Annotated in this window: 21 protein-coding genes and 3 pseudogenes; 8 read left to right on the top strand and 16 right to left on the bottom strand. The window is 34.8% G+C overall.

All coding sequences use genetic code 11. From position 1 onward, the window contains the following. Positions 1-89 precede the first annotated feature (89 nt). The gene (locus tag DET63_RS03730; protein WP_002137227.1) at positions 90-671 is read right to left on the bottom strand and encodes a TetR/AcrR family transcriptional regulator; all 582 of its coding nucleotides are present in this window, start codon (positions 669-671) and stop codon (positions 90-92) included. A gap of 221 nt (positions 672-892) precedes the next feature. On the opposite strand from DET63_RS03730, the gene DET63_RS03735 reads away from it, so the two are divergent. Next, on the top strand, positions 893-2140 hold the full coding sequence (locus tag DET63_RS03735) for an MFS transporter (RefSeq protein ID WP_113935894.1): 1248 nt from the start codon (positions 893-895) through the stop codon (positions 2138-2140). A gap of 171 nt (positions 2141-2311) precedes the next feature. Here the strand turns inward: DET63_RS03735 and DET63_RS03740 are convergent, their stop codons facing one another. The 9 genes and pseudogenes from DET63_RS03740 to phaZ form a co-directional block, all read right to left on the bottom strand. Further along, a complete protein-coding gene (locus DET63_RS03740; RefSeq protein WP_113935895.1) occupies positions 2312-2770 on the bottom strand; it encodes a hypothetical protein in 459 nt (152 codons plus the stop codon). A 381-nt stretch (positions 2771-3151) separates the two neighbouring features. Further along, on the bottom strand, positions 3152-3463 hold the full coding sequence (locus tag DET63_RS03745; protein ID WP_002190151.1) for a DUF3895 domain-containing protein: 312 nt from the start codon (positions 3461-3463) through the stop codon (positions 3152-3154). A gap of 249 nt (positions 3464-3712) precedes the next feature. Beyond that, positions 3713-3874: pseudogene (locus tag DET63_RS30510) on the bottom strand (alpha/beta fold hydrolase); the annotation flags it as partial. Positions 3875-4316: 442 nt separating this feature from the next. Next, on the bottom strand, positions 4317-5048 hold the full coding sequence (locus DET63_RS03755) for a M15 family metallopeptidase (protein WP_113935897.1): 732 nt from the start codon (positions 5046-5048) through the stop codon (positions 4317-4319). 48 nt (positions 5049-5096) lie between these two features. Then, on the bottom strand, positions 5097-6332 hold the full coding sequence (locus DET63_RS03760) for a CapA family protein (protein ID WP_113935898.1): 1236 nt from the start codon (positions 6330-6332) through the stop codon (positions 5097-5099). Between the two features lie 698 nt (positions 6333-7030). Further along, on the bottom strand, positions 7031-8020 hold the full coding sequence (locus tag DET63_RS03765; RefSeq protein ID WP_113935899.1) for a hypothetical protein: 990 nt from the start codon (positions 8018-8020) through the stop codon (positions 7031-7033). Positions 8021-8468: 448 nt separating this feature from the next. Beyond that, entirely contained in the window at positions 8469-8669 is a 201-nt protein-coding gene (locus tag DET63_RS03770; protein WP_000166302.1) for an NETI motif-containing protein, read from the bottom strand. Further along, positions 8653-9849 (bottom strand): MFS transporter, encoded by a 1197-nt coding sequence (locus DET63_RS03775; protein WP_113935900.1) that lies wholly within the window; start codon positions 9847-9849, stop codon positions 8653-8655. Before DET63_RS03775 ends, DET63_RS03770 begins: the two co-directional genes overlap by 17 nt. A 140-nt stretch (positions 9850-9989) precedes the next feature. After that, complete coding sequence (gene phaZ / locus DET63_RS03780) at positions 9990-10907, bottom strand: intracellular short-chain-length polyhydroxyalkanoate depolymerase (protein WP_113935901.1); 918 nt, start codon at positions 10905-10907, stop codon at positions 9990-9992. 173 nt (positions 10908-11080) lie between these two features. Here phaZ and DET63_RS03785 point away from each other — a divergent pair, with 173 nt between their 5' ends. The 4 genes from DET63_RS03785 (at position 11081) to DET63_RS03800 (ending at position 14605) form a co-directional block, all read left to right on the top strand. Further along, a complete protein-coding gene (locus DET63_RS03785; protein WP_002013810.1) occupies positions 11081-11500 on the top strand; it encodes a MarR family winged helix-turn-helix transcriptional regulator in 420 nt (139 codons plus the stop codon). A gap of 15 nt (positions 11501-11515) precedes the next feature. Next, a complete protein-coding gene (locus DET63_RS03790) occupies positions 11516-12715 on the top strand; it encodes an MFS transporter (RefSeq protein WP_113935902.1) in 1200 nt (399 codons plus the stop codon). Between the two features lie 99 nt (positions 12716-12814). Then, positions 12815-14074 carry a serine hydrolase domain-containing protein gene (locus tag DET63_RS03795; RefSeq protein WP_113935903.1) on the top strand — a complete coding sequence of 420 codons (1260 nt, stop codon included), beginning with the start codon at positions 12815-12817 and terminating at the stop codon, positions 14072-14074. A 159-nt stretch (positions 14075-14233) separates the two neighbouring features. After that, positions 14234-14605 (top strand): cupredoxin domain-containing protein, encoded by a 372-nt coding sequence (locus DET63_RS03800; protein WP_002084529.1) that lies wholly within the window; start codon positions 14234-14236, stop codon positions 14603-14605. A 625-nt stretch (positions 14606-15230) separates the two neighbouring features. On the opposite strand, the gene DET63_RS03805 is transcribed toward DET63_RS03800, so the two are convergent. Together DET63_RS03805 and DET63_RS03815 are read right to left on the bottom strand one after the other, a co-directional pair. Then, complete coding sequence (locus DET63_RS03805; RefSeq protein WP_309473007.1) at positions 15231-16715, bottom strand: WD40/YVTN/BNR-like repeat-containing protein; 1485 nt, start codon at positions 16713-16715, stop codon at positions 15231-15233. Positions 16716-16945: 230 nt separating this feature from the next. After that, a pseudogene (locus DET63_RS03815) lies at positions 16946-17234 on the bottom strand (uridine kinase); the annotation flags it as partial. A gap of 225 nt (positions 17235-17459) precedes the next feature. On the opposite strand from DET63_RS03815, the pseudogene DET63_RS03820 reads away from it, so the two are divergent. Next, positions 17460-17915: pseudogene (locus tag DET63_RS03820) on the top strand (GNAT family N-acetyltransferase); the annotation flags it as partial. A gap of 752 nt (positions 17916-18667) precedes the next feature. On the opposite strand, the gene DET63_RS03830 reads toward DET63_RS03820, so the two are convergent. Together DET63_RS03830 and DET63_RS03835 are read right to left on the bottom strand one after the other, a co-directional pair. Next, positions 18668-19336, bottom strand: coding sequence for a protein kinase family protein (locus DET63_RS03830; RefSeq protein WP_113935904.1), 669 nt, complete (start codon positions 19334-19336; stop codon positions 18668-18670). 403 nt (positions 19337-19739) lie between these two features. Beyond that, the gene (locus DET63_RS03835; RefSeq protein ID WP_113935905.1) at positions 19740-21380 is read right to left on the bottom strand and encodes a M20/M25/M40 family metallo-hydrolase; all 1641 of its coding nucleotides are present in this window, start codon (positions 21378-21380) and stop codon (positions 19740-19742) included. A 743-nt stretch (positions 21381-22123) separates the two neighbouring features. Here DET63_RS03835 and DET63_RS03840 point away from each other — a divergent pair. Continuing rightward, on the top strand, positions 22124-23053 hold the full coding sequence (locus tag DET63_RS03840; protein ID WP_113936099.1) for a phosphotransferase: 930 nt from the start codon (positions 22124-22126) through the stop codon (positions 23051-23053). Between the two features lie 44 nt (positions 23054-23097). Then, complete coding sequence (locus DET63_RS03845) at positions 23098-23445, top strand: VOC family protein (protein WP_000589586.1); 348 nt, start codon at positions 23098-23100, stop codon at positions 23443-23445. Positions 23446-23557: 112 nt separating this feature from the next. Here DET63_RS03845 and DET63_RS03850 read toward each other — a convergent pair whose 3' ends face one another. After that, complete coding sequence (locus DET63_RS03850) at positions 23558-24019, bottom strand: hypothetical protein (protein ID WP_113935906.1); 462 nt, start codon at positions 24017-24019, stop codon at positions 23558-23560. Positions 24020-24102: 83 nt separating this feature from the next. Further along, on the bottom strand, positions 24103-24873 hold the full coding sequence (locus DET63_RS03855) for a putative protein N(5)-glutamine methyltransferase (protein ID WP_113936100.1): 771 nt from the start codon (positions 24871-24873) through the stop codon (positions 24103-24105). Positions 24874-25277 lie beyond the last annotated feature (404 nt).

Here is a 25277-nt window from a genome sequence, read left to right on the forward strand (position 1 = left end):
TCGTAGACAATTCAGTGCTTAAAGTTAAAAGTTTATAAATAAAAGTGTCTATAATCGACATAGTTGATTGAAATACGATTCTGTTACATTTATTTTAGTAACGATAATATGATACATACCGAATTATCTACAACTGAACGTTCTGGGCGAGATTTCATTAACACTGTTAATCCAATTAATGAAGTGACTAGCGTTTGTGCCAATGCTTTAGCATTCACATCACTTTGCAGTTCTCCAGACTGAATGCCTTTGGCGATTAATTCTTGAAATATAACTGAAAGATACATTTGATGTTCTCTAGTCAGCACTTCAAATTTTTCATTATGAGGGGCAATCTCAACCATTGTGTTAATACAAAAACAGCCTTTATTTGATTCTTTTTTATATTCCTCTTCCACCATATTTTCAAAAAATATACGAATGGCCTCTTTTACAGATTGTTCTTTTTGAAGTTTTGTTCGAATGCTAGCTGCGTGTAAATTCGTGTATCTCCGTAATGCAGCTTCAAATAGCCCTTCTTTATCACCAAATGCCGCATATAAACTCGGTCTTTGTATTTCCATTTTAGCAGTTAGATCACTTAATGAAGTAGCAGCGTATCCTTTCTCCCAAAAAAGTTGCATAGCAGCATCCAAAGCTTTTTCTTTATCAAATTCACGTAGTCGGGCCATTTAATCCCTCCTCTTTTTTCACCTGTTTTCTAAATTATAAATCACGTTTTTATGTACTAATCAGTATATTATATATCGTATTAAATTATAAATGATATGTCAAAAGAAACTGAATTTAATTTACAATTCACTTGACATAGCAACTTATCCCTGATTATATTTAACTTACGAAATAACATATCGTTCGGTACATTATTTTAAAAACAAAAGGAGATGATATTATGGATGCTAAAGAAAAAATGACAACTGCTCTTACACAGAATAATGATCAGTTCCAATCACCTATCAATACAATCATGCCCCGCTATATAACTCTATTATTTTCAATAGCTTGCGGGATGGCTGTGGCGAATATATACTTCGCTCATCCTCTACTTGATTCTTTATCAAATGCGTTTAAGATCAACCATTCAACTATTGGTGTCGTTATTACGATTACTCAAGTTTGTTATGCACTCGGATTACTTTTATTAGTTCCACTTGGTGATTTGTTAAACCAAAAAAGACTTATCATTGTTCAAATGCTTTTATCCGTTTTCGCTTTAATTGTGGTCGGAGTCGCTCCTTCCAGTACCGTACTTTTTATAGGTATGGCCTTAGTCGGAATTCTTGCGACTGTTACGCAGACACTCGTCGCATACGCATCCATTTTAGCTAACCCAAAAGACCGTGGGCGAATAGTAGGTTTCGTCACGAGTGGTGTCGTAATAGGAATTCTACTTGCACGTACATTTGCCGGAACATTAACAGATCTAGCGGGATGGCGTTCCGTTTATCTTACCTCTGCTGTACTTATGCTCTTCGTAATTGGTTTGTTATATCGTAATTTACCTAGTCTTGAACATAAAAAAACAGCTATGACCTATCGTAAATTATTACGTTCTGTTCTCTTATTATTTGTAGAAGAAAGGATCTTACGTATTCGCGGAATATTAGCATTGCTCATTTTCACTTCATTCAGTATTTTATGGACTTCATTAGTTTTACCTCTAAGTGCTGCACCATATAATCTATCACATACAGCTATCGGAGCATTTGGTCTTGCTGGAGTTGCTGGTGCATTAGCTGCTACTAAAGCGGGACAACTTGCTGATCGCGGATTCGGAGAGAGAACTACTGGCATAGCCTTATCCTTATTATTACTTTCATGGCTCCTAATTAAATTAATGAACCATTCTCTATTCCTACTAGTTATCGGTGTTATCCTTTTAGATTTAGCTGTGCAAGCTGTACATGTCACCAATCAAAGCATGCTTTTCACAGTGCGTCCAGAAGCGAGAAGTCGCCTCACTGCCAGTTACATGATTTTTTATTCTATCGGCAGTGCTACAGGCGCCATTCTTTCCACAAACATTTATGCAAGCTACGGATGGAACGGAGTTTGTATATTAGGTGCATCCGTTAGTACTTGTGCTCTTTTATTCTGGACAATGACCTTACGGCGATCATCACAACTAAAAGAAGAATAATTCATTTATATATTTTTTAATACGTATTTTTCTACAAGATTATAGAATACCATTTACTTTTTAAAATAAATCAACGGCATTTTCATATTAAAAATGCCGTTGATTCCAAACTTTTATGTATGCGATTCGCCATGTCATGATAATAGATCATATACTAGTGAAATACCTCTATTACAAATTACCTTTAACTTGTCCAACAATCTCGTTTATCGTATTTCGATCTAGCTTGTCACTAATTTCGTATGGCTCACGATCTCCTACTAATTGTACGCCTACGATGTCTTTGCGGTCCTTACCATATTGCACTTCAATAATAGATCCGCGCTCTATTTGTTTCCAAATGTGGCTTGCTTCATCTTTATTATCTAAAATAATACAGTCCTCAATAGTTTCATCGATTCCAATTAACTTGTTATCATCCATATATCCAACCTCGTATTGTAGACGTTCTTTCGCTTTTCCGCTTACTAATATACCTTTGCTACCGTATGAGTAATCCGTATAATCCTTTTTCTCCGCTTGTACCGCTTTCGGCTCTTGTGCTTCAGTTTTTTCAGCAGTTCCACAACCCGTAATAAGACATATTGGCATAACCGCCGTTAATACTACTCTAGTAAACTTCTTTATCATTTATAACTAACCTCACGTGATTAAGTTTTAGTTTCATTTATCGCTTTATTAAAGGATAACATGGCAACGCGAAGAAAAAGCCAAACAAAAAATTTTTTTTACATTTCCCACTTATATAAGGGACTAGGCCGTTTAAACCTAGTCCCTACATAACTTTAACTTTTCTTTACATGCTTAATGATGCTTCATCCTTATTTCTTTACTATACCCTGTACAACTTATGTGTTAGAAACTTCTTCTTTCATTTTATCCCGCTATTTGTGGGCAGTAAGACTCCCACCTCAAAATTCGGCTGGAGCAAAGAAGTTAGGCGGGAGAATAACTGCCCGTAAACGCCCGATTGGTGTAGGCTAATAATCAGTGGGGGATGCCCCCCACTGATTAAAGTTTCACTTTATATACCCTATCTCTTTTCTCATCACTTTTGACAAAAACCAGCTTTCCTTCTTTAACAAAACCTTCTAATAGTAAGCATACTTGTCCATATGCTTTCGGCTTATTCGTAGTGAATCTTTCATCGGGTATTTTACCAGCTCGTACTAATTGTTCACATAGCTCAAGTGCACTTATTTCTTCAGAATTAAATAATCCCAATATATCTTGTTGCAATGGCGATAAAGGTACTGGTATCTCAGCTACCTCCACCGTTTCTTTTTCCTCTTCAAATAAATCTTCAAATGAAATTTGATTCATTACATCTTTTCCTTTCTGATAATGAATTTGCTTAACATGAACTGAATCTTATATGTACTAGAACTTTTAAATTTAGTTATTGTTATGTAGTCCTTACCTCTTTACATAAATTTTATAACTCATGTGCATCATTTTAAGTAGTATGTTTCAATTATACCAAATATACGTTCTATCATCTATTGTAGAATTCGTTATTGCAGAAATGAAAGCAATAGTGAACATCATCTGATTTGTTAGTTGCACAAAACATGTAACAAATCTATACTCATCTTTTAGTTTGTCAGCCACTTCTATAAAAGTAAGACTAGAGCCACCTAATCCATGTAAACAAAAGATAACCGGATTTTTCTTATTACCCCATTCTGTGATGTGTACTTTCTTATGTCGATTATTAACAAAATATCTCTTCACCCTATTCAGCTCCTAAAATATTTTCCCTACACCAACTATTTCATCTTAACAAAATTTGTAAGATGCTAACAAATAAAAAACACTACCAATCGCAGTGTTTGGGCTACCTCCACATGTCTATCAAGCTAAGAAAAGCTAACATCCAAAACAAAAAAGATGGCGAGGTTAATATTGTAGCATCTGGAAAGTAGGCAGTCTCTAAAGCCTAGTTAAGCAGATACAGTAAGCAAGTATTCTATGTTACGAATGAAAAAGAATCTGATATGAATATCAGATCCTTTTTCACTGCTTCTTTTATAAATTTAATTTCTTGATACATATATCTTTTCACACGATAACTGGTTCATACGTGCTCAAATTATCATACACCGTTTTCGCAATACTAGGAGGAAGGTTAATACTTCCACCAGATATGGCTTTTTAATAGAATCCAAGTGTATTTTTATTTGCTAGACTTAATTTTTTCGCAATACTCTTCTAAAGTTAACCCTTTTTCTTTTAGATAAACAGCAACTTCTTTTCCTACGTAACGATAGTGCCATGGCTCATACTTAATGCCAGTAATATTCTCTTTATCTTTTGGATAGCGGAGAATAAACCCATACTCTGCAGCATTCTTATCTAACCATTTGAATGCATCGGTAGTTTCAAATTTTGCATTTAAATCTTCTACAGTATTCTGCCATTCAACTGAAATAATGTCTAATGCTAATCCAGTATGATGTTCACTTGCGCCAGGATACTGAAGATATTCCAATGCCTTAGCACTAGCCTCTTTATCCGACAAACCTTGAGATTTATAGCTTTTAACTGAAGCATCATAATACGTTTGTTGTAATTTTATAGCTCGATAACTTGATCTTAAATAAAGATTGATCCCCTCTTTTTTTGCAGCTGTTACCATATCCTGATAGGAAGTTGCAATTCTGCTATCGATTTTCATATTTGGCTTAGCATTTTGGGTAATACTTGTTAATTCAATTCCTAGTTCCTTTGGTAACATATGCTCTCTATTTACAAGGATAATTCTCCAATCATTAAGATCAGAGATAGGTAAAACATCTTTTTTATTCACATTTATCTCATTTTTATTTTTATCGTTATTATTAGTAGTTTCCTGAGATGTTTGCTTTCCACTACAAGCAGCAAGGCTCCATCCCAATGTCAATACCAATGCTAAAATTATAAATTTTTTAATTGTATCTCATTCCCTTTTTGTTTATTAGTCTTTATACCAATTTCCCAACACATCTCTAGGAATATCCTTGAAATCCTTCAAAGAAACGGGACCTACAAATTTTTTAATCCCATGATTTTTAGAATTTTCATCCGAATAATCTTTTAAAAATTGAATTTTAAATTGTTTCTTACCATCAGCATAGTCGGTTACTGTCGGTACGAGTGCCGCTTGTCGTATACCAAAAGTTTTATCTTCATACTTAACAAATTGTATATAGGATAATCCTCCAACCAATGTTTCTAATTTTTCTTGAGCAGAAATAAGATTTCCAAGAGAATAATAGATTAGCGTTTGATGTCCATCTTTATTTTGTTTCCACTCAATTGGTTGAATTACATGTGGATGATTTCCAATTACTACATCTACACCTAAATCTGTTAAATATTGAGCAACTTCTTTTTGTTGTTTTGAAGGTGTAGTGGTATATTCAACTCCCCAATGCACCATAACAATCACCATATCAGAACTACTCTTTGCCTTTTCCACATCATTTTGTATCGCTTTTTTATCAATTAAATTTAATGCCCAAGACTTATCAGCTGGAATTTTAATTCCATTCGTACCATATGTATAATTAAGTAATGCAAAACTAATCCCATTTTTTGTAATCGTTTTTATTTCATTGCGCTCGTTTTGACTCTCATTAATGCCTACCGGGATAACATCCGGATATTTCTTCCAGTATTCTCTTGTATTCGCAACACCTTTAATACCCATATCCATAGCGTGATTTGTCGCTTGAGTCACTATATTGAATCCAGTATCCACTAAAGATTGACCCACTTCTTCAGGTGTATTGAAAGTAGGATATCCCTGTACTTTCAAATTATTTCCTGCAATCGGGGTCTCCTGGTTCACTATAGCAAGATCACTTGATTTAACAGCTTTTTTGATATTTTCATAAATATAGTTATAATCATATGAACCGTCTTTTTGTTTGCCATCTTTAATTACTGCGTCATGGTATAAATTATCACCCGTTGCTATTAAATTCACAACCGATTTTACTTTTTTATCTTCCGTAAAATTAGGAGACTGTTGGATAGGACTTTTATCTACCCAATTTGGTGCTTTTAATGATGTATCTATATTGGATTGAGCCGGTGGTAATGAAGCTTTAGATGTCTTAACATCTGTATTACCACAAGCGGTTAAAAGCACTAAAAAAATAAGACATAATAAAAAAAACTTTTTACTTCTCTGTAAAGTATCTAACATGTGATCCTCTTTTCTGTTTTATTACTTATAACCAGTTCTAACAAATCATTCTTTAAAACAACGTATTTTGGTTTTACCCTTAATTATGGAAGGACACTTTGTTACATTTGCTTTGGAATATACGGATAATCATTTTCCATTCTCTAGCAATCTATCAATTCCATCAGAATTGATAGATTGCTAGAAAAACATGATCCATCAGAATGTCGACTAGATTCTAATCAATCCTCCAGATATTGAGTTTCATATACCTGTTCCAATTGCAGTAACTGATTTAATCTAAACAAGATAGGAGAATAGTTCATATAGCCTCTTCTCTTGCTTTACGTTCGTGAGTGGCTCCAAAAAGAGGGGATCGTTGCTGTAACCCCCTTTAAATATTATGGAAGCTTTGTAACTAATTTCTTTACGTTAAGCGACAAATATTATACCGATAAAAACAAGTAAGACCCAAGAACTTATTTTACCAATATACAAAAAAAGTAGCAATCTTTTCTACGCCCTATATAAAGAAGCCAATTAGGAGAAATGCAAAAGGAAATGGCATTTTATATGTATCGTACTCTGAATTGCACATAATTTTTAGCAAAAACAATAAATACATAATTCCCCGTTTGTTTTCTATGAATTTCCGCAAAAAAAATAGAGGTAGTACCGACATTGGTACCAGCCCCTCATCCAATCATTTCAATATAATTTCACGCTTTCTTCAGCGAAAATAGAATATAGATTTTTTCAATTTCATGCGATTCTTCTAATACCCACGAAGTTTGATTTAAAATCTTCTGTAACCCTTCCAATCCAAGATACCTAATTTGCACACCAATAAACTCCGTAAATCCAAGGTATCCCGGATTTACATGCGCTCGGTCGAAAATTAATGAACCCGTGACACGGGCATCCGCTGGGGAATTTTCAAAGAAACGATTTAAATTCTCAATGATATCTGAATCCGAACCATACTCGAAAAGCCCCCCTTCCGATGAACAGAGCTGAATCCAACCTGAATGTTCCAAGCTCATTTTTAATAATGAATCCGGTTGGCTCCAGTTATAATGAGTTGTATTAAGAGTTATATCAAGACCATGGAATCGTTCCCCCTGCTGCTTCAAGACACCCATACACCTTTTTGCGAAATTAGGGCCGTAAGTATCAATATCTAAAATATTAATCTCAATCTTTCGTCCCTTAAGTAATTCCGGGTCTGATTCCTGTATTAAAATTAAAGTATTGATACTGTCCGTAGCAGCACCACCAGCTATATTAAAAAAACAAAGACCCCGTTCAGGGAATTGCTTAAGCTGAGGCAACAAAATTTCCGACTGGTGTCTGCAAAGATCCCTCAGCCTAATCCGAAGTCCCATAAAAGAAGTTTGCTTCACCGCCCACTTGTCCCGAAATCCTAATTTTATCCCCTTACTTAAACCAGGGCCTAGTTTGTACAGTAAAGTACGCATACCGCTAAGATAGGAATCATCAACATTCGACATTTTCACAAAGATATTTTGAATAAAGCTAGGCATCTTTTTTAACGATTCAATGCTCCGGGCTGATTTGAGGCAATTCAAATGATACGCCTGTTCATCAATACTTTCATTAAAAAGGGGATGAGTGATATCCAGCACCGGCAATTGAATTTCATCCTCAAAAACCGCATAGAGGATTCGCTGATTTTGATTTACTTCCATATTTTGAACTCCACCTCGCTTAAGCGATCAATTTCGAACTAACTAAAATACAAAGCTAGTATAATTCTGCTCTTCCAGAAAGATTTAAAGTTGCGGTTGTATTTACTTGCCATTCCGCACCGAACACAAAAAATGATACGTATTTATAGTATGCTTTTTGATATTACACTTTTCTTCTAGACGACAAAATTGATGGAATACAGATTAACGAGCACTCGGCTAATTCACCTATTTTCTCCTGCGAATTTTTAGTTTTAATTTATTATATTCGCTCTCCAATCCATGTCCGGCCAACTAGTTTCTTTTCGTTCTTCCTAGAAAATATCCATTCATTCTATTCAATTCCTCATCTTCCTATTCCTTCATTGGTCAATAAAAAAACAAGCCATCCAACTCACAAAGACTGAATTGGATGGCTCTATACGATAAAGAGAATTTATTATTTGTATTACTTCAATTTACCCTCAAAAACAATTTTTCTACCACACGGTTCAACTTCTGTTTTTCCGTCTTTCTTTACTTCATGAAAGATTGGCTCTTCCATGCGACGAGACGGTGCATATCCTTCTTGTTCCATACGCGCTAAGCAGTCTGTAATCGTTTCGTTTTCTAGTACTTCAAATTTTTTCTTATTAGGTTGTTTTGTCATGCCCTAACCTACTTTCTATTTTTCTTGATGCGAATTGATTCTTCATGTAGACCATATATACCATTGCGAGAATTCCCATTATAATCATAACCGCAATAAAAAAGCTTGTATACTGTATTTTTTCTATAAATACGCCTCCTAATACAGGTCCCATAATACTTCCTATACTAAAGGCGATTCCGGATAATATATTACCTGCTGGTAGTAAGTGTCTCGGTAATAAATCTGTCATAAATCCAAGCCCTAGTGAGAAGCATGAGCCAATGACCATACCTGCTATAAGCATACATGCAAAGACAATCCAGTAATATTGATCAAATACTGCTGCGAGTAGGAAAATGCCCGTACTTATGCTGAACGTCCACGTTAAAATACGATCTCTTCCGTATTTATCACTTAATATACCGAGTGGAATTTGTGTAATAATGCCCCCAACTGCGAATGCTGGTAATAAGAAGGAAACTTCCGATACAGACCATCCTTTGCGAAGTGCGTATACTGGTAAGTTACTATTTAACATCGCTTCAAGTACGCCATATGCGAGCGGACCAATTAGCGCAATCCAAGCTAATCCAACGACTTGTTTATAACGAGAAAAGGATGATTTACTTTCAGTTTTTGCCTCATCTTGTGCTGGAAATGCATTTTTCGTTGGTAGCAGTAAAAGCCATCCTATTAAGCAAAGTATAGTAGATACGATAAATGGTGTTGCAAGACCGTACTGAACAGTGCTTGCTAAATACGGGCCAACTGCGAAACCAATTCCGAAGAATACACCGTATATCGATACTTGTCTACCTATTTTACTAGGATCTGACGTTGTCGTAATCCACGTTTGCGTTCCGACATGGAGCATATGATCTCCAACACCAACTAGGAACCTAAGAATAAACCATACCCAAAATGAAAATGTTTGTGTAAAAAAGAATAATGAAATAATAACGAGAAACCCACCAATTACGATAATTGGTTTCATTCCAAACTTTTGCATCGGTTTTTCAAGAAACGGTGAAATAAATAATATCCCGATGTATAATGCCGTCGCATGAATACCGTTAATACTTGAACTAACCCCTTCTTGTTCAAAAATCATTGCGATGGCAGGTAAGAGCATCCCTTGTGATAAACCTGAGATTGCCACAATCCCAACCATAATCCAAAAAGTAAAACGCATTGACATCCCTAATCTCTCCCTTTTGTAATTCACCACACTCATTATATATTGTTTACTGTGGAATAAGAAAGAACTAGTGGCTGAAATAATTTTGGTTTTCCCACAAAAAAGAAGCTAGATACATTTCATCTAACTTCTTCCTCAACCTACTTATCTTCTAACCAATCCTCAACATATTTTATAAATACATCTAAACAATCTATAAACGGTGAATGCCCGCAATCTTCTAATATCGTCAACTCCGCATTTGGCAAATGTTTCGCTAATTCCTCGCCAACTACTTGTGGTACCACATAATCTCTGTCACCTTGTATGACGAGTGTCGGAGCTTTAATACGATGAATTTGCTTATTTCCCTCTACAACCCCGTTATGTTCATCCGAAATATTAAATGTAATGAGCGCATAATTCACATCTACGAAATTACGTTGCGTTAACATATCATCTAAATACTTTTCATAACGATCCGGTTCAGGTTGATTATGTGTATATATTAATAGATTCCATACTGTACGGTAATATAATTTATTCATATTTTTTATCGCATCTAGCACTGGAGCAATTTGTACGGGATCTTGCGCGATTTCTTCTTTCGTCTTTACTAAACTTGATACGATCGGTTGCCCGTTAATATCTTTTTTAAAAATTGGATATCCCTTCATTCCCACTGATTCTACTAAAATCAACTTTTCGACAAATGTTGGATGATTCGCTGTAAATTGCATCGCAACACCACCGCCCATTGACCATCCCATTAATGAAAATTTTTCTAGTTTTAATTGATCGATAAATAGTTTTACATCTCTTGCAAAATCTTGTAATGAATCTATCGATTGATTATATGTTGATTGGCCAAATCCTCTTAAATCAAGAGCGTAAATATGGTATTGATCTTGCAACTTTTCAATAACTAAATCCCAGTGTTGTGACGATGTCATGTTCCCGTGAATGAGTACAAGAATTTCTGTATTTTGCCTTCCAACTTCCTGATACGCGATCGTTTCTCCGTTCGATAGTGAAACAAACTCCATTGTTGCAGGCTTAATCATCACAAGTTCCCCCATTCTTTTAATAGAAAGAAAATTCTTTACTTAATTAAAGAATACCATGTAGAATGTACGTTCTCAATACAAAATCTATACGAAATTTCCACATAAAACAACATGTCTATTACTAGACAAGTAAAATAAAAAGGTATATAGTTAGCTAGGTAACTAATTTGAAAGGATCAAAATACATGGACGAAAAACAACATTTTTTTCACATTGTCAGTCAAACTTCTCGTAAGTTTACGAAGAAATTTAATGAACGTGTATCTCCAACAGGATTATTTAGTGCGCAATGGGCTGTTATTTTCCGCATTAATCAAACTGGATCTTGTACTCAAACAGAATTATGTCAATATTTAAATGTTGAATCACCAACGATGACTCGCACGTTAACACGTATGGAAACGATGGGCTGGATTATTCGTACGGAAGGAAAAGATCGCCGTGAGAAGCTCATTTCCTTATCGGAAACAGCAATAGAAATGATTCCAGTATGGCAAGAAGAAGTTGATTCTTTTGAAGAAAAGACGCTAGAAGGTATTAAAGAAGAAGACTTACATGAAGCTTTTCAATTGTTACAACAAATTATCAAAAATTTAGATCATTAATTTGGAGGGATGACGATGCAAAGTGAAAAACTTTGGACGAAGGATTTCCTCGGAACTTGTTTTAGTAGTCTGTTTCTCTTTTTAACATTTTACATGCTTATGACTACTCTGCCTGTCTATGTTATAGACAGCCTAAAAGGAAAACCTGAGGAAATTGGTTTAGTTGCAACTGTTTTTCTTATTTCATCTGTTTTATGTAGACCATTCACAGGAAAATGGCTCGATGATTTAGGAAGAAAGAAAATATTATTTATTTCACTTTCACTATTTTTAGCCGCTACTGTTATGTATTTCGGTACGCAAAGTTTATTTTTATTACTTGCCCTTCGCTTCTTACATGGCATTGGATTCGGAATGGCAACAACAGCAACTGGAACAATTGTAACTGATGTAGCACCAGCTCATAGACGCGGTGAAGCACTTGCTTATTACGGCGTATTTATGAGTCTACCGATGGTAATTGGTCCTTTTTTAGGTTTAACAATTATTTCTCATTTTTCATTTACTGTACTATTTATCGTGTGTTCAGTATTTTCATTACTCGCATTTTTATTAGGATTACTAGTCAATATTCCGCATGAAAAACCAGTAAGTAAACAAACACGTGAAAAAATGAAATGGAAAGACTTAATTGAACCATCTTCTATTCCGATCGCTCTGACAGGATTTGTTTTAGCCTTTTCTTATAGTGGCATTTTATCCTTTATTCCTATTTATGCGAAAGAACTCGGTTTAAGCGAAGTTGCAAGTTACTTCTTTATTCTATACGCACTTGTTGTTGTAATCTCTCGTCCATTTACAGGAAAAATATTTGATCGTTTCGGTGAAAATGTACTTATTTATCCAGCTATCATTATTTTCACAATTGGGATGTTCATTTTAAGCCAAGCGCAAACTTCATTTTGGTTCCTTGGCGCAGGTATGTTAATCGGTTTAGGATACGGAACATTAATTCCAAGTTTCCAAACGATTGCGATTTCTGCCGCTCCAAACCATCGACGTGGTTCTGCGACAGCTACTTACTTCTCGTTCTTTGATAGCGGCATTGGCTTTGGTTCTTTCATTTTAGGTATAGTCGCTGCCAAATCAAGTTATCATAATATGTATTTTATCGCAGCTATTATCGTTGCGTTCACTTTACTTCTATATTATGGATTACACGGACGAAAACAAAAATTCAAGAAACAAAGTACAGACGGACAAATATCTGCTTAACGTTCATAAGGAAAGTAAACTTACCCGTTTACTTTCCTTATTTTGTATTTATTTTAAGACGAGCGTATACTTATAATAGAAACTAAAGGAGGTACATGCATGAATGTAAAGAAATCTCCCCTGCTATTACTGTTACTAGTATTACTATTCGTAGTTACAGGGCTTGGGTTTACTTTTTTTAAAAATAATAAAACGACCCCCACTAAAGCAAATGTCACAAAAGAAAACTGGTTAGACGATCCTTACTTACGCTGGTCGTATACACATATGAAAGAATTCACTTTAATAAATGAAGTAAAAAACATCCCTGACCAAGTTGCTCCCTTCCCTACCGCGTTACAAAACTTAGACGATTTTGCTGTGGAGCGCAGATTTGGAAATACGACTCCTCTAAAAAAACTTTTAGACGAAAACAAAACAGATGCTTTTGTCGTTGTACAGAATGGTCAACTTGTTTATGAACGATATTTCAATGGATATAACGAGAGTGAACCTCATGGAATGGCATCGTTAGCAAAGGTGTTTACTGGTGCAATTATACAATCTCTCGCTGAAGAAAATCGAATTGATGTAGAAAAAACAGCTGACACTTACATAAAAGAATTAAAAAATACACCGTTTGGTAAAGCAACACTTCAACAATTAATGGACATGCAAGTTTCCGCTGAATACCCTACTCACGGATATATGCAGCTAGGACTAGAAAATCAAGATGCACAACTATATTTAGCTAGTAATATTTTACCCCGAGGTAAAAATTACGAGGGGCCTATGAAAATTTATGATATGTTACTAGAAGCAGAAGAAACTGCACCACCCGGTTCCTCTTTTTCTTACAATAACGGATCAACAGAAACACTCGCTTGGATTATCCGAACAATCACAGGAAAATCATTAGCTGAAAATGTAAGCGAGCGAATTTGGTCTCAAATTGGTATGGAAGAAGACGCTTATTACGTTACAGATGAAACAAAAGTAGAACAAGCAAGCGCTGGTTTAAATGCAACTGCTAGAGATATGGCGAGGTTCGGGCAATTACTTTTAAATAATGGTCAATATAATGGAAAACAAATCGTCCCTTCTTCTATTACAGAAGGTGTGAAAAATGTACAAGAAGGTGAGCTCGCAATTGGTCGTGGTGCTTCCATTTCTTATCATAATCAATGGTGGATTCCGCACAATGAACAAGGTGCTTTCGAAGTGTTAGGCAGTTACGGACAAACTCTTTACATCGATCCGAAAGCAAGTATGGTAATCGTCCACTTCTCTTCTAACGCTGCGCCTAGTAATGAAATCCATTCGGTTTATTCCGATATGTATATTGATATTGCACATCATTTGGAGAAGCTTCCACAGTAGTGGAGGCTTTTTTTATTTACCCAAATCCTATTCCAGTTAGTACTTGGTTAGTAGGAGTTGCCGAAAGAATTACTATTTAAGCCACGCCTAAACCCCATTTATATTGATAATATTTTAGTAATTTGAAAACACTAGTGCTTAGGAAAGGAGGGATTACGAATGTCTGTGAAAAAGCTATTAACTGGATTAATCATTTCACTTGCGATGATTGTAGTTATGACTACTTTAGGTTCGCTCCGTGTATTTGCCGAATCCGACGTTGTGAGACAGCCTATTGAGGTTGAATTGAATGATGATTACTTTAATCCGAGTATCATCACTGTTCCGGTTGGGAAAACGACGACGTTGCTATTGAAAAACAAAGGAAATAGAGAACATACCTTTACGGTGAAAAAACTCGGAATTGACGCCGAAGTCCCGTCAGGAAAAGAAATAACAATTACCGTAAAACCTGAAACTCCCGGTACATATGAACTAATATGTCGGTTCCACTACTTGAAAGGAATGGATGGAAAAGTAATAGTCCAATAACGAGCGGTACCGGTCGATCCTTACTTTTTTATAAAGTGAAACTTAAATTCGCGGGGGTTTCCCTCCCCCGCAGATTATGAGCTCTCACTAATCAGTTTTTTACGGGCAGCATAAAATCGTTACGCTGTCGTAGCGTACGAAATTTGTGTTTGGATGGTGCTACCCCACCACCATCAACTTAATATTTTGAAGTATCCCCAAAATGATAAAAATAAACTTCTTTCTATAAATGACACAAATTTTTCATTTTGGGGACATTATAAAATTTAAACTTGATAGCGATGTGGTAATACCAGTTTAGAACGATATCTTTGCCCTAAAAAAAATCGAACCATAAATTTGCCGGCAAGCTTATGGTTCGATTTAAATTATTTACTTTTAGTAACTACTCAGCCCCTCTATGAAAAAAAAGCCAGAAAAGCATCTTTTTAAATGGGCGAGAGGGACTGGCCATGCATAGAAGCGGTCAGGGCCTTTTCCTGCCACGCGTAAAGCTTTAAAACAAAGAAAGGCAGCGAGGTGTAGGTCCATTTTTATCTTCATGGCTGGAATTATACTCCTTACCAAACTTCTAAATGAAATGTATAGCTGAGTAGTTACCTTATTTTTCAAAAAAACATTCTGACTATTTCTTTTTCACTTCTTCTACAATTTCCCATGTCTCTCCGTTATCTTTTGATTGATAAAGTACACTACTATCGCCATTGTAGTCTCCATCTGCCCCTTGTCCAACTAACATATTAAAAACCCCATCTTTCTCATATGGCATACTAGGAGAATCAAAAGGACTTATTGTGGACTGTGTATGATCTAATTTGACTTCATGCGGCGGATATTCTACCTTTTTGAAAGATACCCCCCCATCATCTGTGCGATATAACTCTCCCTCATTACCAGAAGGTCTAACTGCTCCTAAAAACCCAAGTTTATCATTTATAAAAGTGATTCCTGATACACTACCAATCCCCCTATTAAATGGGTCTGGATTGATAACCTCCCATGTTTCCCCTTCATCACTAGTCTTGCTTAATGAATAAAAGGCGCTCCCTAATGCTTTATCTGTCATATTTAGTTTATAACCAACTTCTTTTGATAGGAAAAACTGTTCTTTTTCATTCTTTAAATCTTGTTGTTTCTTCTCTTTAAGCCTATCTTCATTTGGAGGCGTCTTTGATTTACTCCAACTTGCGTCACATATTAAGTTATATCTAGCAGGTACTAGCTCTTTCTCTTTTCCAGGGACAAATATAGATACAGTATATCCAATGATTTCAGAAGCTGCTTCTTTAAGACTCTGCCCCTTACCATCCTCAGTAATATTAATAATTCCCTCTGTATTGGATCCCCAATTTCTTTTTCCATAATAAATCAACCCATACTTACTTTCATTCCACTTTCTAACCGTTTGCTTAACTGGAATCGCCTTAACCGTTTTAATTAAAGGTTCTACTAATTTATCATCATCATAATCAGGCTTTGCATATCCGTCTCGTATTATAGTAATATCTTTTGATTTCTTCTCATTATAAGAGATTAAATAAGTTTCTTCTTTCCCATCAACATTTTTTCCATAAATAAATGTATCAAACGCTGTGATTGTTCCATCTGAATGAAATGTAAGATCAAAATCAGTTGCCATATACAATTTCTTTGGCAAAGGATATTTTTTATTGATATCTTCAAAAATACCTTCTACTCCAGATTTATATATATTATTATGTTTAAGTTTAACTGACCTTTCATGTTTTAACCTTTCTATAAACCATGCCAATTTACCATTGTAATTTATTGCACTTTTATAAATCTGCATCCCATAAAATGATGTAATTGCAACAATAATGATAATAGAAATGGATCTCCATGCTATTGAATTAGTTAATTTTTTAGATTCATATTCTCTATTTTTTATCACCCGCATTGTAGTAAATGTAGTCATGGATATAAAAAGTACTATACATAATAACAAAATATAAATATTATAATTCATCCTTCCGTACTTACAGTATAAGGCTAACTCATAACAAAAAATGCCGTATACAATTATTAGTATTGGATTTGTTACTAATGACAGAAGTAACCTTTTTGCATTTTCCCTAAATATAGAAATCACTCCTAATTACATGAATTACTGATATTAAGTATACTTTATTGTAAAGTAACAAAAAAGCTATTTAATCTTGCCGCCAAAAATACAATAGACATCTGTCTATTAAAGCCGTTTAAAAATCTAGTTGTTTCATAGACAATGGATTTTTGAGTGAATACTAAAATTGCTTCATTTGGGAGCCAAATAATGAAAATGAACCCTCATAATAAACATAACAAATAGAGTATTTGCATTTAAACTCTATAAAACTCAAATGTATTTTTTTCTAGACATATTGCTTCATCGGAATTTTTGATAATAATATCAAAACATTGACTGTATGGATGCATAAACACTTCGTACTGAATCCGACGTTCTGCATGAGACCGCCTTAAATAATTGATATCGGCTCTCCTTTCAGCAATATCGCGGCTAGACCTTCTCATTAATTCTGTTTCACCATCTGCATAGAAGTAAATTTTTAAATCAAATAAATCGGGATTAATAAAATGCGACACTCATTCCTTCTACAATCATTAGTTGAATAACCTAAGGCTGCTTCGGTAGCCATTTTTGTACCAACTGGCAGTTTAGTTTTCAATATGTGAAAAGGGATTTCCAAGTAATTAATTGAATATACATTTATTGTTTACTAATTTTTAGGAGGTCCCTTTATGGGAGATAAGCTTTACTGTATTGCTATCAAGTTCTTAATGAAGAAAGACTAGGAGTTTCGCACGGTTCTATAATAATTTATAGTGATGCTGTGACGGGAATGTCGTACACCAAGCTATTAAGGATTCAATTAATGAGTTAAAACAATGGTTGCTTTTATTCCAGTCAATCCCTACTGTTGAAGAAACGGAAATTATCCTGAGAAATGCCCATATAGATTTTTTAAAAAGAGAAAGCTTTCGCTATCTTATCTATCATAAGGATACTAATGATTTTATTGGAACTGCTAGCCTTCACGGAATTAATTGGAAGATTTCTAAATGTGAAATTGGATACTGGATTAACACGCAATTTAGTGGCAATGGATATATGACAGAGGTAGTAAGTGAGTTAACAAACCTTGGATTTCAGTTACTCAAATTTAGAAGGATTGAAATAAGATGTGAATCTACTAACACTAAAAGTCGTACGATCCCTGAAAAACTAGGTTTTGAGCTTGAAGGGATATTACAGAATTTACGATACGGGAAAGCCCACGCAGGACTTTAGTCCGTCTTTAGACGTGGGATGAAAGCATCGTTTTTGCATAGTAAAACATGGTATACTTTATTCATAGTCATGCAAAAGACTCTAAAACGACTGTTCTCTGAAAATAGAATACATATGAGGTTGGGGTAGCCAATTCTTCTACTCCGTAAAATGTATTAAGTCGTCATGCAAAAGACGTAAAAACATTTGAGAACGAACAATCTGTACGGTATGGTCACAGTACCGTAGCCCACGAACCTATATGGTCTGTTGTGGGAGTGGTGATGGCACACCGCAATCTTGCACGTCAGCGATACCAGAAATGGACTTCGCCTTTGGTAGCAAGAATCCCACTGACGTTAGTCAGCTGGCCCCTTTAGGGGTGGGAGTGTCAAGTAATGAAGATCTTTCAGCTGACAGTAAAAAACTAACTGATACCTGCATCTATGCAAAGATAAATTAGATTAAAAGTTTAATACTCAATTGAGTATGTTTACACAGTTTATTCCCCTTCTAATCCGTTATTATGATTTGTTTAGAACTATAGTACATCAATATGTTTAAAATGAAATGTACTGAACTGGTATATTCTATTAAAACAAGAAGATTTACTTCTCATATTAATAACATCAGTATTATATACAAATGTTACAATCATTTTATAAATAAATTACTTCATGAAGTTATGAAATTAGGACCGTACATATTAGAAATATGTACGGTCCTTTTGTTTACTAGTACTTATCTAACCTAAAGATAAGTATGTGCTCCTTTTACAATTTGAATTTCTTTGTAAGCTTCTTATATTTTCTATATGAACGTCTAACAATGTTTAACATGAAATACGGTATTTTAACAGGGAAAGGCAATTTATAAATGAAAGGCAAGTAAAAGGTGAAATATGCCTTTTCTAAGTCTCTCCACTTACTATCTTCTTTTGTTTTTAAGAAATCAGATACATCGACTACATATCCCCTTCCGTTTTCCATCATCACATTTTTTCCGTGAACATCACAAGGAGTTAATCCTTGCTCCCTTGCATACTCTATAGCTTCATTGATATCAAGGATTACCTGCTTAGGAATTTTAATCCCCTTATGAATAGCATCGTATAAGGTAATCTCTTTTAAACGTTTCAATACTATGAAATTCTCTCCTTTATACATAAGCTTCGAATAAGAAGGATGATTTCCGATTCTTCGGTATACTTCTGACTCTTTTTCAATTCCTTCTCCTTCTCGCGCGTAAACTTTCACTACCCAATCTTTGTATTCTTTGTGCATAAATACTGCGGCATAATTACCTGTCCCTAAACACTTCCAAAGTCTAGGAATATCTTTAACTACTATAGGCTCGAATTCATCCTCACTTCTTATGCTTACCTCTTTTAATAATTCGTCCTTTATCAATCTCACAAAACTATTTATACTCATCATTTCCACTCCGGTTTTGCTACAAGGGGTACTACCCCATACCCACCAAGTTAAAAAGTACCTTCTTTCCTAATACGAAAAAAATGAGCAGACTTCACTAAGTAACTAACTTTAGCGAAATAAAATTTTCATTTAGGGGGGTACTTCAAAACCTTAAAATGGATATTCTACGCAAATATATATTATTGATACAATAAGTTATGTTAACTTCACATGATTATATTATACAAAAACTCAGCAAATACCGTTACAAAAAGTGTACAAGCCATATCTACTCTCTCTAAATAGTTTATTGCGAATCTATTTTAAGGAGAATTCTTACATCACAATTTCATAAATCTAAGGTTTCAAACTATTCATTACGAAAAAAAGACCGTATCACTACGGTCCTTTTCTCGCTCTTATGCAAACACTATGACTGTGTAACTTTATTAGAAACAAGTAGTTTTTCAATACATATAGGTAACATATCTAATAACGTTTCAAATGCGTAATTTACGTCCAGACGCTCCGTCCATTGATGTGCATCTTTTCCTACTGGTCCCATATTTAATACTGGAACGTCAAACTCTTCTAATTCCTCTAGTGGAATCGAATAACCTTTATCCCATAATGGCATATTGTCTACGAGAGAACTCATTGAATCCAATGGGTTTTGTAAGCCCACATAGCTTAAATCTGAAATTCCTCCAAAATAATTTTGGTTTTCAAATGTAATGCTATGATTATAGTGGGCATACTTTTCCATTTCTACAACTACCTCTTTAATTAAAGGATTGTTGCGTGAACTCACAGCTGGATAGTATGGCGGCGCAAAGAAAAGTACAATCATTGGAGCCTTTTCTTTACATAAGATAGCTAATTTGTCTACTAAATCAATAGTTACTGCACGATCATCTTTATCTTCTCTATTTTTTATAATATCGGATTGAATTTCATCTATTTTTTCTCTTCCATGTTGTTCAATTGCATAAGCAATAAGCTCTTCATACGTTAATACATTTACTTTAAGATTAGGCGGTATGAACGGATTATGCTTAGAAAAATGATACGCTCGCTCCTCATACGATTCTTCAATTTTCTCTGCTACTTTCGTTACTTTTTGGCGTAACAATGAAACTACATCTGTCATCGTTTTTTCTAGTAAAAACAAATTAAATAATGTGACTGCACGATGAGGAATTTGTACAGAATAATCCTCCTTTAAGTCTCTTTGAAGCAAGTTAGTTGGTGGAGGACTCGCTTCACCATCTACAATATCGCAAAGGTCAGTATTCAACTCTAATTCAGCTGTTAATAATGCAGCCATATAGCTCCCATTTAATCCTGCAAAAGGTTCGCCTACATGTGTCTCTTTTCCATAGCAAAGGAAACCAGGTAACACCTTACCAATAGAACCAGTATAAATATACTTATTTTGGTCACCAGGATGCCTTGAAAACATAGGCTCTGAATTTAGGACCGTTTTATACTCTAAGTCATGTTCTTTTGCTAAGTCTAATAATCTTGGAACAGCGGCTCTCATCCCTACAGAGTTCACTTCTTCATCTGGAACAGCCAATAAAAGAACATTCCCATCAAATCTTCCTTCACAAGCTTGCTCAACCATCGCCATTTGTAAGGCTAGACCACATTTCATGTCCATCGTTCCTCTACCAAAGAGCCAATCTCCTTGTTCAATATCTTCACGTACATGATCTGGTAGCTCATCTTTATGAGAATAAAACATAGATGTTAATTTTTTAGGGTTAAATGCATCTTCTTTCCACACTCCGTAATCTTGTACATCTACAACATCAAAGTGACTAACAAGAATTACAGTATTTTTTGTACTATCACTTTTCTTTACTAGAGCTGTAACAAAATATCGTCCATCCCCCGTCAGATTTTTTTGCAAATGATGCGGATTTTGTTTGAAATACTGTAAGTCAGATAGTTGTTCTACAACAAAGTCTGGCAATATAACTTCAGCTTCTGAACCTGTAATACTAGGAATTTCAACAAGATTGCTTAATAATTGAACCAATTGTTCTTTAGATTGCCACTTTGACATATAAATCCCCCTATTTTTCCGCATTATGAAATTCATTTCCAATATATGAATAAAAAATGACGACAGCTATCAAAATTATAATTTTGCCGTTTGGCAAGCTTATGGTTCTTTTTGTTTGCGGCAAAAATATGCTTCCAGGATTTGAAGAATATTTTTAATATCGCTTTTAAATAAAATCACTGTTTTTATTTAAAAGCGCGATGTTTTGCCCCTTTGGATCTGTTTATCTAAAGAGATGTTTTTATAGTGAAAAGAAGATCTGAACTGAAAGGCGGATTAAGAAACTGCTGAGTAGCAATAAAGTTACTCCACTAAAGGGCCAGATTGTTGAGGAACGTTTTCAGGAAATTAGATTATTCGAGTTTGAATATATCATTGAGATTATGAAGGTTTTTTACTTAAACTGACGGGGCAGTAATACTCAATTAAAAATAATGGTAAAGTTAGCGAAAAGAAGAAGGATTGAAAATCGTATAGATTCATTCATTGTAATACATTTTAAGTTTTTGTGTGGCGAGGTATTTGAGAAGTAAGAATGATTTCATCAAAAAAACATTGAAGCTCCAACGGGTTTTTATATGACTATTTTTCCAGACCCAATTTAACATCACAAATTACAAATAAACATTCTATACTTTTGGTTAGATTTTTTATATAGTTTGATTGACAGCAAAACCTAAGAAAAGGGGTGTTATTCATTGAGAAGCACTTGTCACCTTGATCAATCTGATTTGCAGGAGTATATGCAAAAAGTCTTTGGTACCAGTTATTTGGTTTCTAGTGTAACGAAAATGCATGGCGGTGCACAAAAGGTAGTCTATAAGATTGATTGCAGCAATGGATTTTCCTGCGTTCTGTATGTTTGGGATCTTACCATGAATTATTTTCAAGAAGAAATAGCAAACCGAGATATACATGAGCACTCCTATAGTAGTGATTTATTTGAATCAAATAACAAGTATTTAATTCAACAAGGAATTCAAACTCCCCTTCTATATGATCTGAATAAGGAAAGAAACCGTCATCCTTATGATTATGCTCTCGTTGAATATGTAAATGGACAAAAGGCAGAAGTTTATTTTCAACATTCCGATTCATATGTTAAAGATAAAGTGTTTCAGCGGATAGGAGATATGCTGGCAGACATGCATGCCAACGAGAGACTTACTCATGGGAAAGTGAATCAAAGTGGGATCAACACGGAAAAATGTCATCACTTGCAAATGAAGAATGCAAAAAGAGATTTAGATTACGCATGCCAACATATTGACAGCATCAGGGCTAGTCATAGCAATCTACTCGATACATTGTACGAGCTTGAATCAAAAATTGAAATAAGAAGTCGTTATGGATTTATACATGGGGAACTCGGCCCCGATCATGTATTAATTAATGACAAACTAGAACCTTATTTGATTGATATCGAAGGAGCCGAGTTCTTTGATATTGAGTATGAGCACAGTTTTTTGCAGTTTCGATTTGGGGATTATTATCGATATTTAAAGAATGATACTCTCGACCCCAACAGGATGTTATTCTATCGATTCCATCATCATATATCCTTAACTTCAGGCGGGTTGAGATTGCTTCACAGAGGATTTCCGAATCAACAATTTGCAAAAGATCTAACCGATTACCATTCCCGTTGTGCACTGCGTTTTATTGAAGGTTGAACTTATGTCATTAAAAATTTAAAGACAGACAGGAGTTAAATACAATGATAAAAGGTTTCGGAGGAATATTTTGGAGAACTAAAAATCTTGATGTTATAAAAAAATGGTACAGTGAAGTGTTGAAGATTGAAATAGAAAATTGGAATGGGACTGTGATTAAACCCGAATTAGGAACAGAGACTATCTTTTCTTTCTTTACTGAGAATGACAGTTATTTTCCAACAGAACAACAAGTGATGTTAAATTTCCAAGTACATAATCTAAACGAGACTATTCAGCATCTTGAACATATTGGTGTACCTCTTGAAAAGAAAGAAGAGATTAGTGAATTTGGAAAGTTTATTTGGATTAAAGATCCTGAAGGGCGATTGATCGAGCTTTGGGAGAAATAGCCGGTTGTAATCATTTGCTATTAAGCTAACAGATGCTTTAGTTCAATAAGGTAAATAAAAAAAGTGCACCTCCGTTTATTAGACACAGTCTAACAATCGGAGGTGCACTTTTTTAATCTAAATTAATACTTTTAATAAAATCAAAATGATTTTCATCAGCTAATTTATCGATATAACCTGTTATATACAGATTTGCTTTAGATACTTCTGTATTCTTAAACTCAGAATAAAAATCAGGAGAAAATGATACTTTTAAAACAATACTATCCCCAGGTTTAATATTTAACTTATTACCTTTAGCTAACACTCTAAATGGATTTGTTGTTTGGCCAGAAACAGTAGGTGATTTAGGAAATGAAAACATAACATTATTTTGTACAATAATATAATCGGTATTATTAGTCATTTTTATTTTATAAGATATTTCAGTGTTCGTATTTGTATTTTTAGAAATTAATTCATACACTATTCCATTTTCAACATCTGCTTGTTTAAAATTAATATTATTTTTACTAGAACAAGCACTCAAAATAAAAAACAAAACCAATATGATTATTCCACATTCTTTTTTCATTGATCTATTACCACCTATCAGTAAACACTATATTCTCTTTGGATTGTCATAACATTTGAAACGTACGTAACACTAGTAATACTCTAAAAGCTAGAATTAGAACCGATAATGACAGTAGCGTCCAGTTCCTTGTTTCTAGCGACTTTTGTGCTAAGCCCAGCACCAGCAAAGATTTCAAAGGCCTGGGGTGCCTGAACTTCGCTCGTCTCTATCAAAAGATGTCCATCCAAAGCTAACCAGAGTAAAGCTTCTTCTGCTACTCTTCGCAGAATGTTAAGACCATCTTCTCCTCCGTCAAGCGTTACATTTGGTTCATATAGGCGTGCCTCCCGGGGGAGAAACTTTATTATTTCAGTAGGAACGTAAGGTACGTTCGCAACTAGGATATTTACATGGCCCTTAAGTGAGTCTGGTAGAGCTTTATACAAGTCACCTTCAAAAGCATGACCGCCAAAATTCGTTACATTGCGGCTAGCGCATTGTACTGCGATAGGGTCAATGTCAACAGAATACAATTCAACTCGTCCCAAAGCTGCTGCCAGTGCTGCGCCCACCGCACCTGATCCACAACATAGGTCAACAATGATATCGCTAGAACGTGACAGAGCCTCTGTTTGATGAACAAGGAACTCGGTACGTTTACGCGGTACAAAAACGCCTCGATCCACTTCTATTCGTAGACCACAAAACTCCGTGTATCCAACAACGTATTCCAGAGGTAAACCGTTGACTCGCATTTCTACCATTTTCATAAGGTCCTCTGGAGTTAGTGCCTCTGACATAAGTAACCGGGTCTCATCTTCTGCAAAAACACAACCGGCACTTCGAAGCTTGCTAACTATATATTTTTCCATTTTCATATCCAAAAATAAATTTGTTTTATTCTCTATATTATCTCACCACTTTTGATAAAGTTTGTTTGTAATTCAGAGTTCGTTAAAAATAGCTAATATCCTTTTTCAATAATCTGATTCTTACATAAACTGCCATTTGATGGACATATTCGTCTATGACCATCTCTTTCCCTTGTATATAGAGCATTCTTTTCAATTTCTGTTTTCGTCAAATCTAATTAACAGAGATATAAACGAAAACACATATTTTTACACTATTTCGATTTATATATACAAACTATATTTTTAACGTTTTGGGCTATTTGCTTTGCTTAAGTTGATTTGCATAGATACTACCCCTCTTTGAAATATTTCAGTTCAAAATGAAATAACATTTCAACATAGACTATCAATCTACCTAGACA

It is taken from the genome of Bacillus sp. DB-2, from assembly GCF_003315125.1.
Taxonomy (GTDB): domain Bacteria; phylum Bacillota; class Bacilli; order Bacillales; family Bacillaceae_G; genus Bacillus_A; species Bacillus_A mycoides.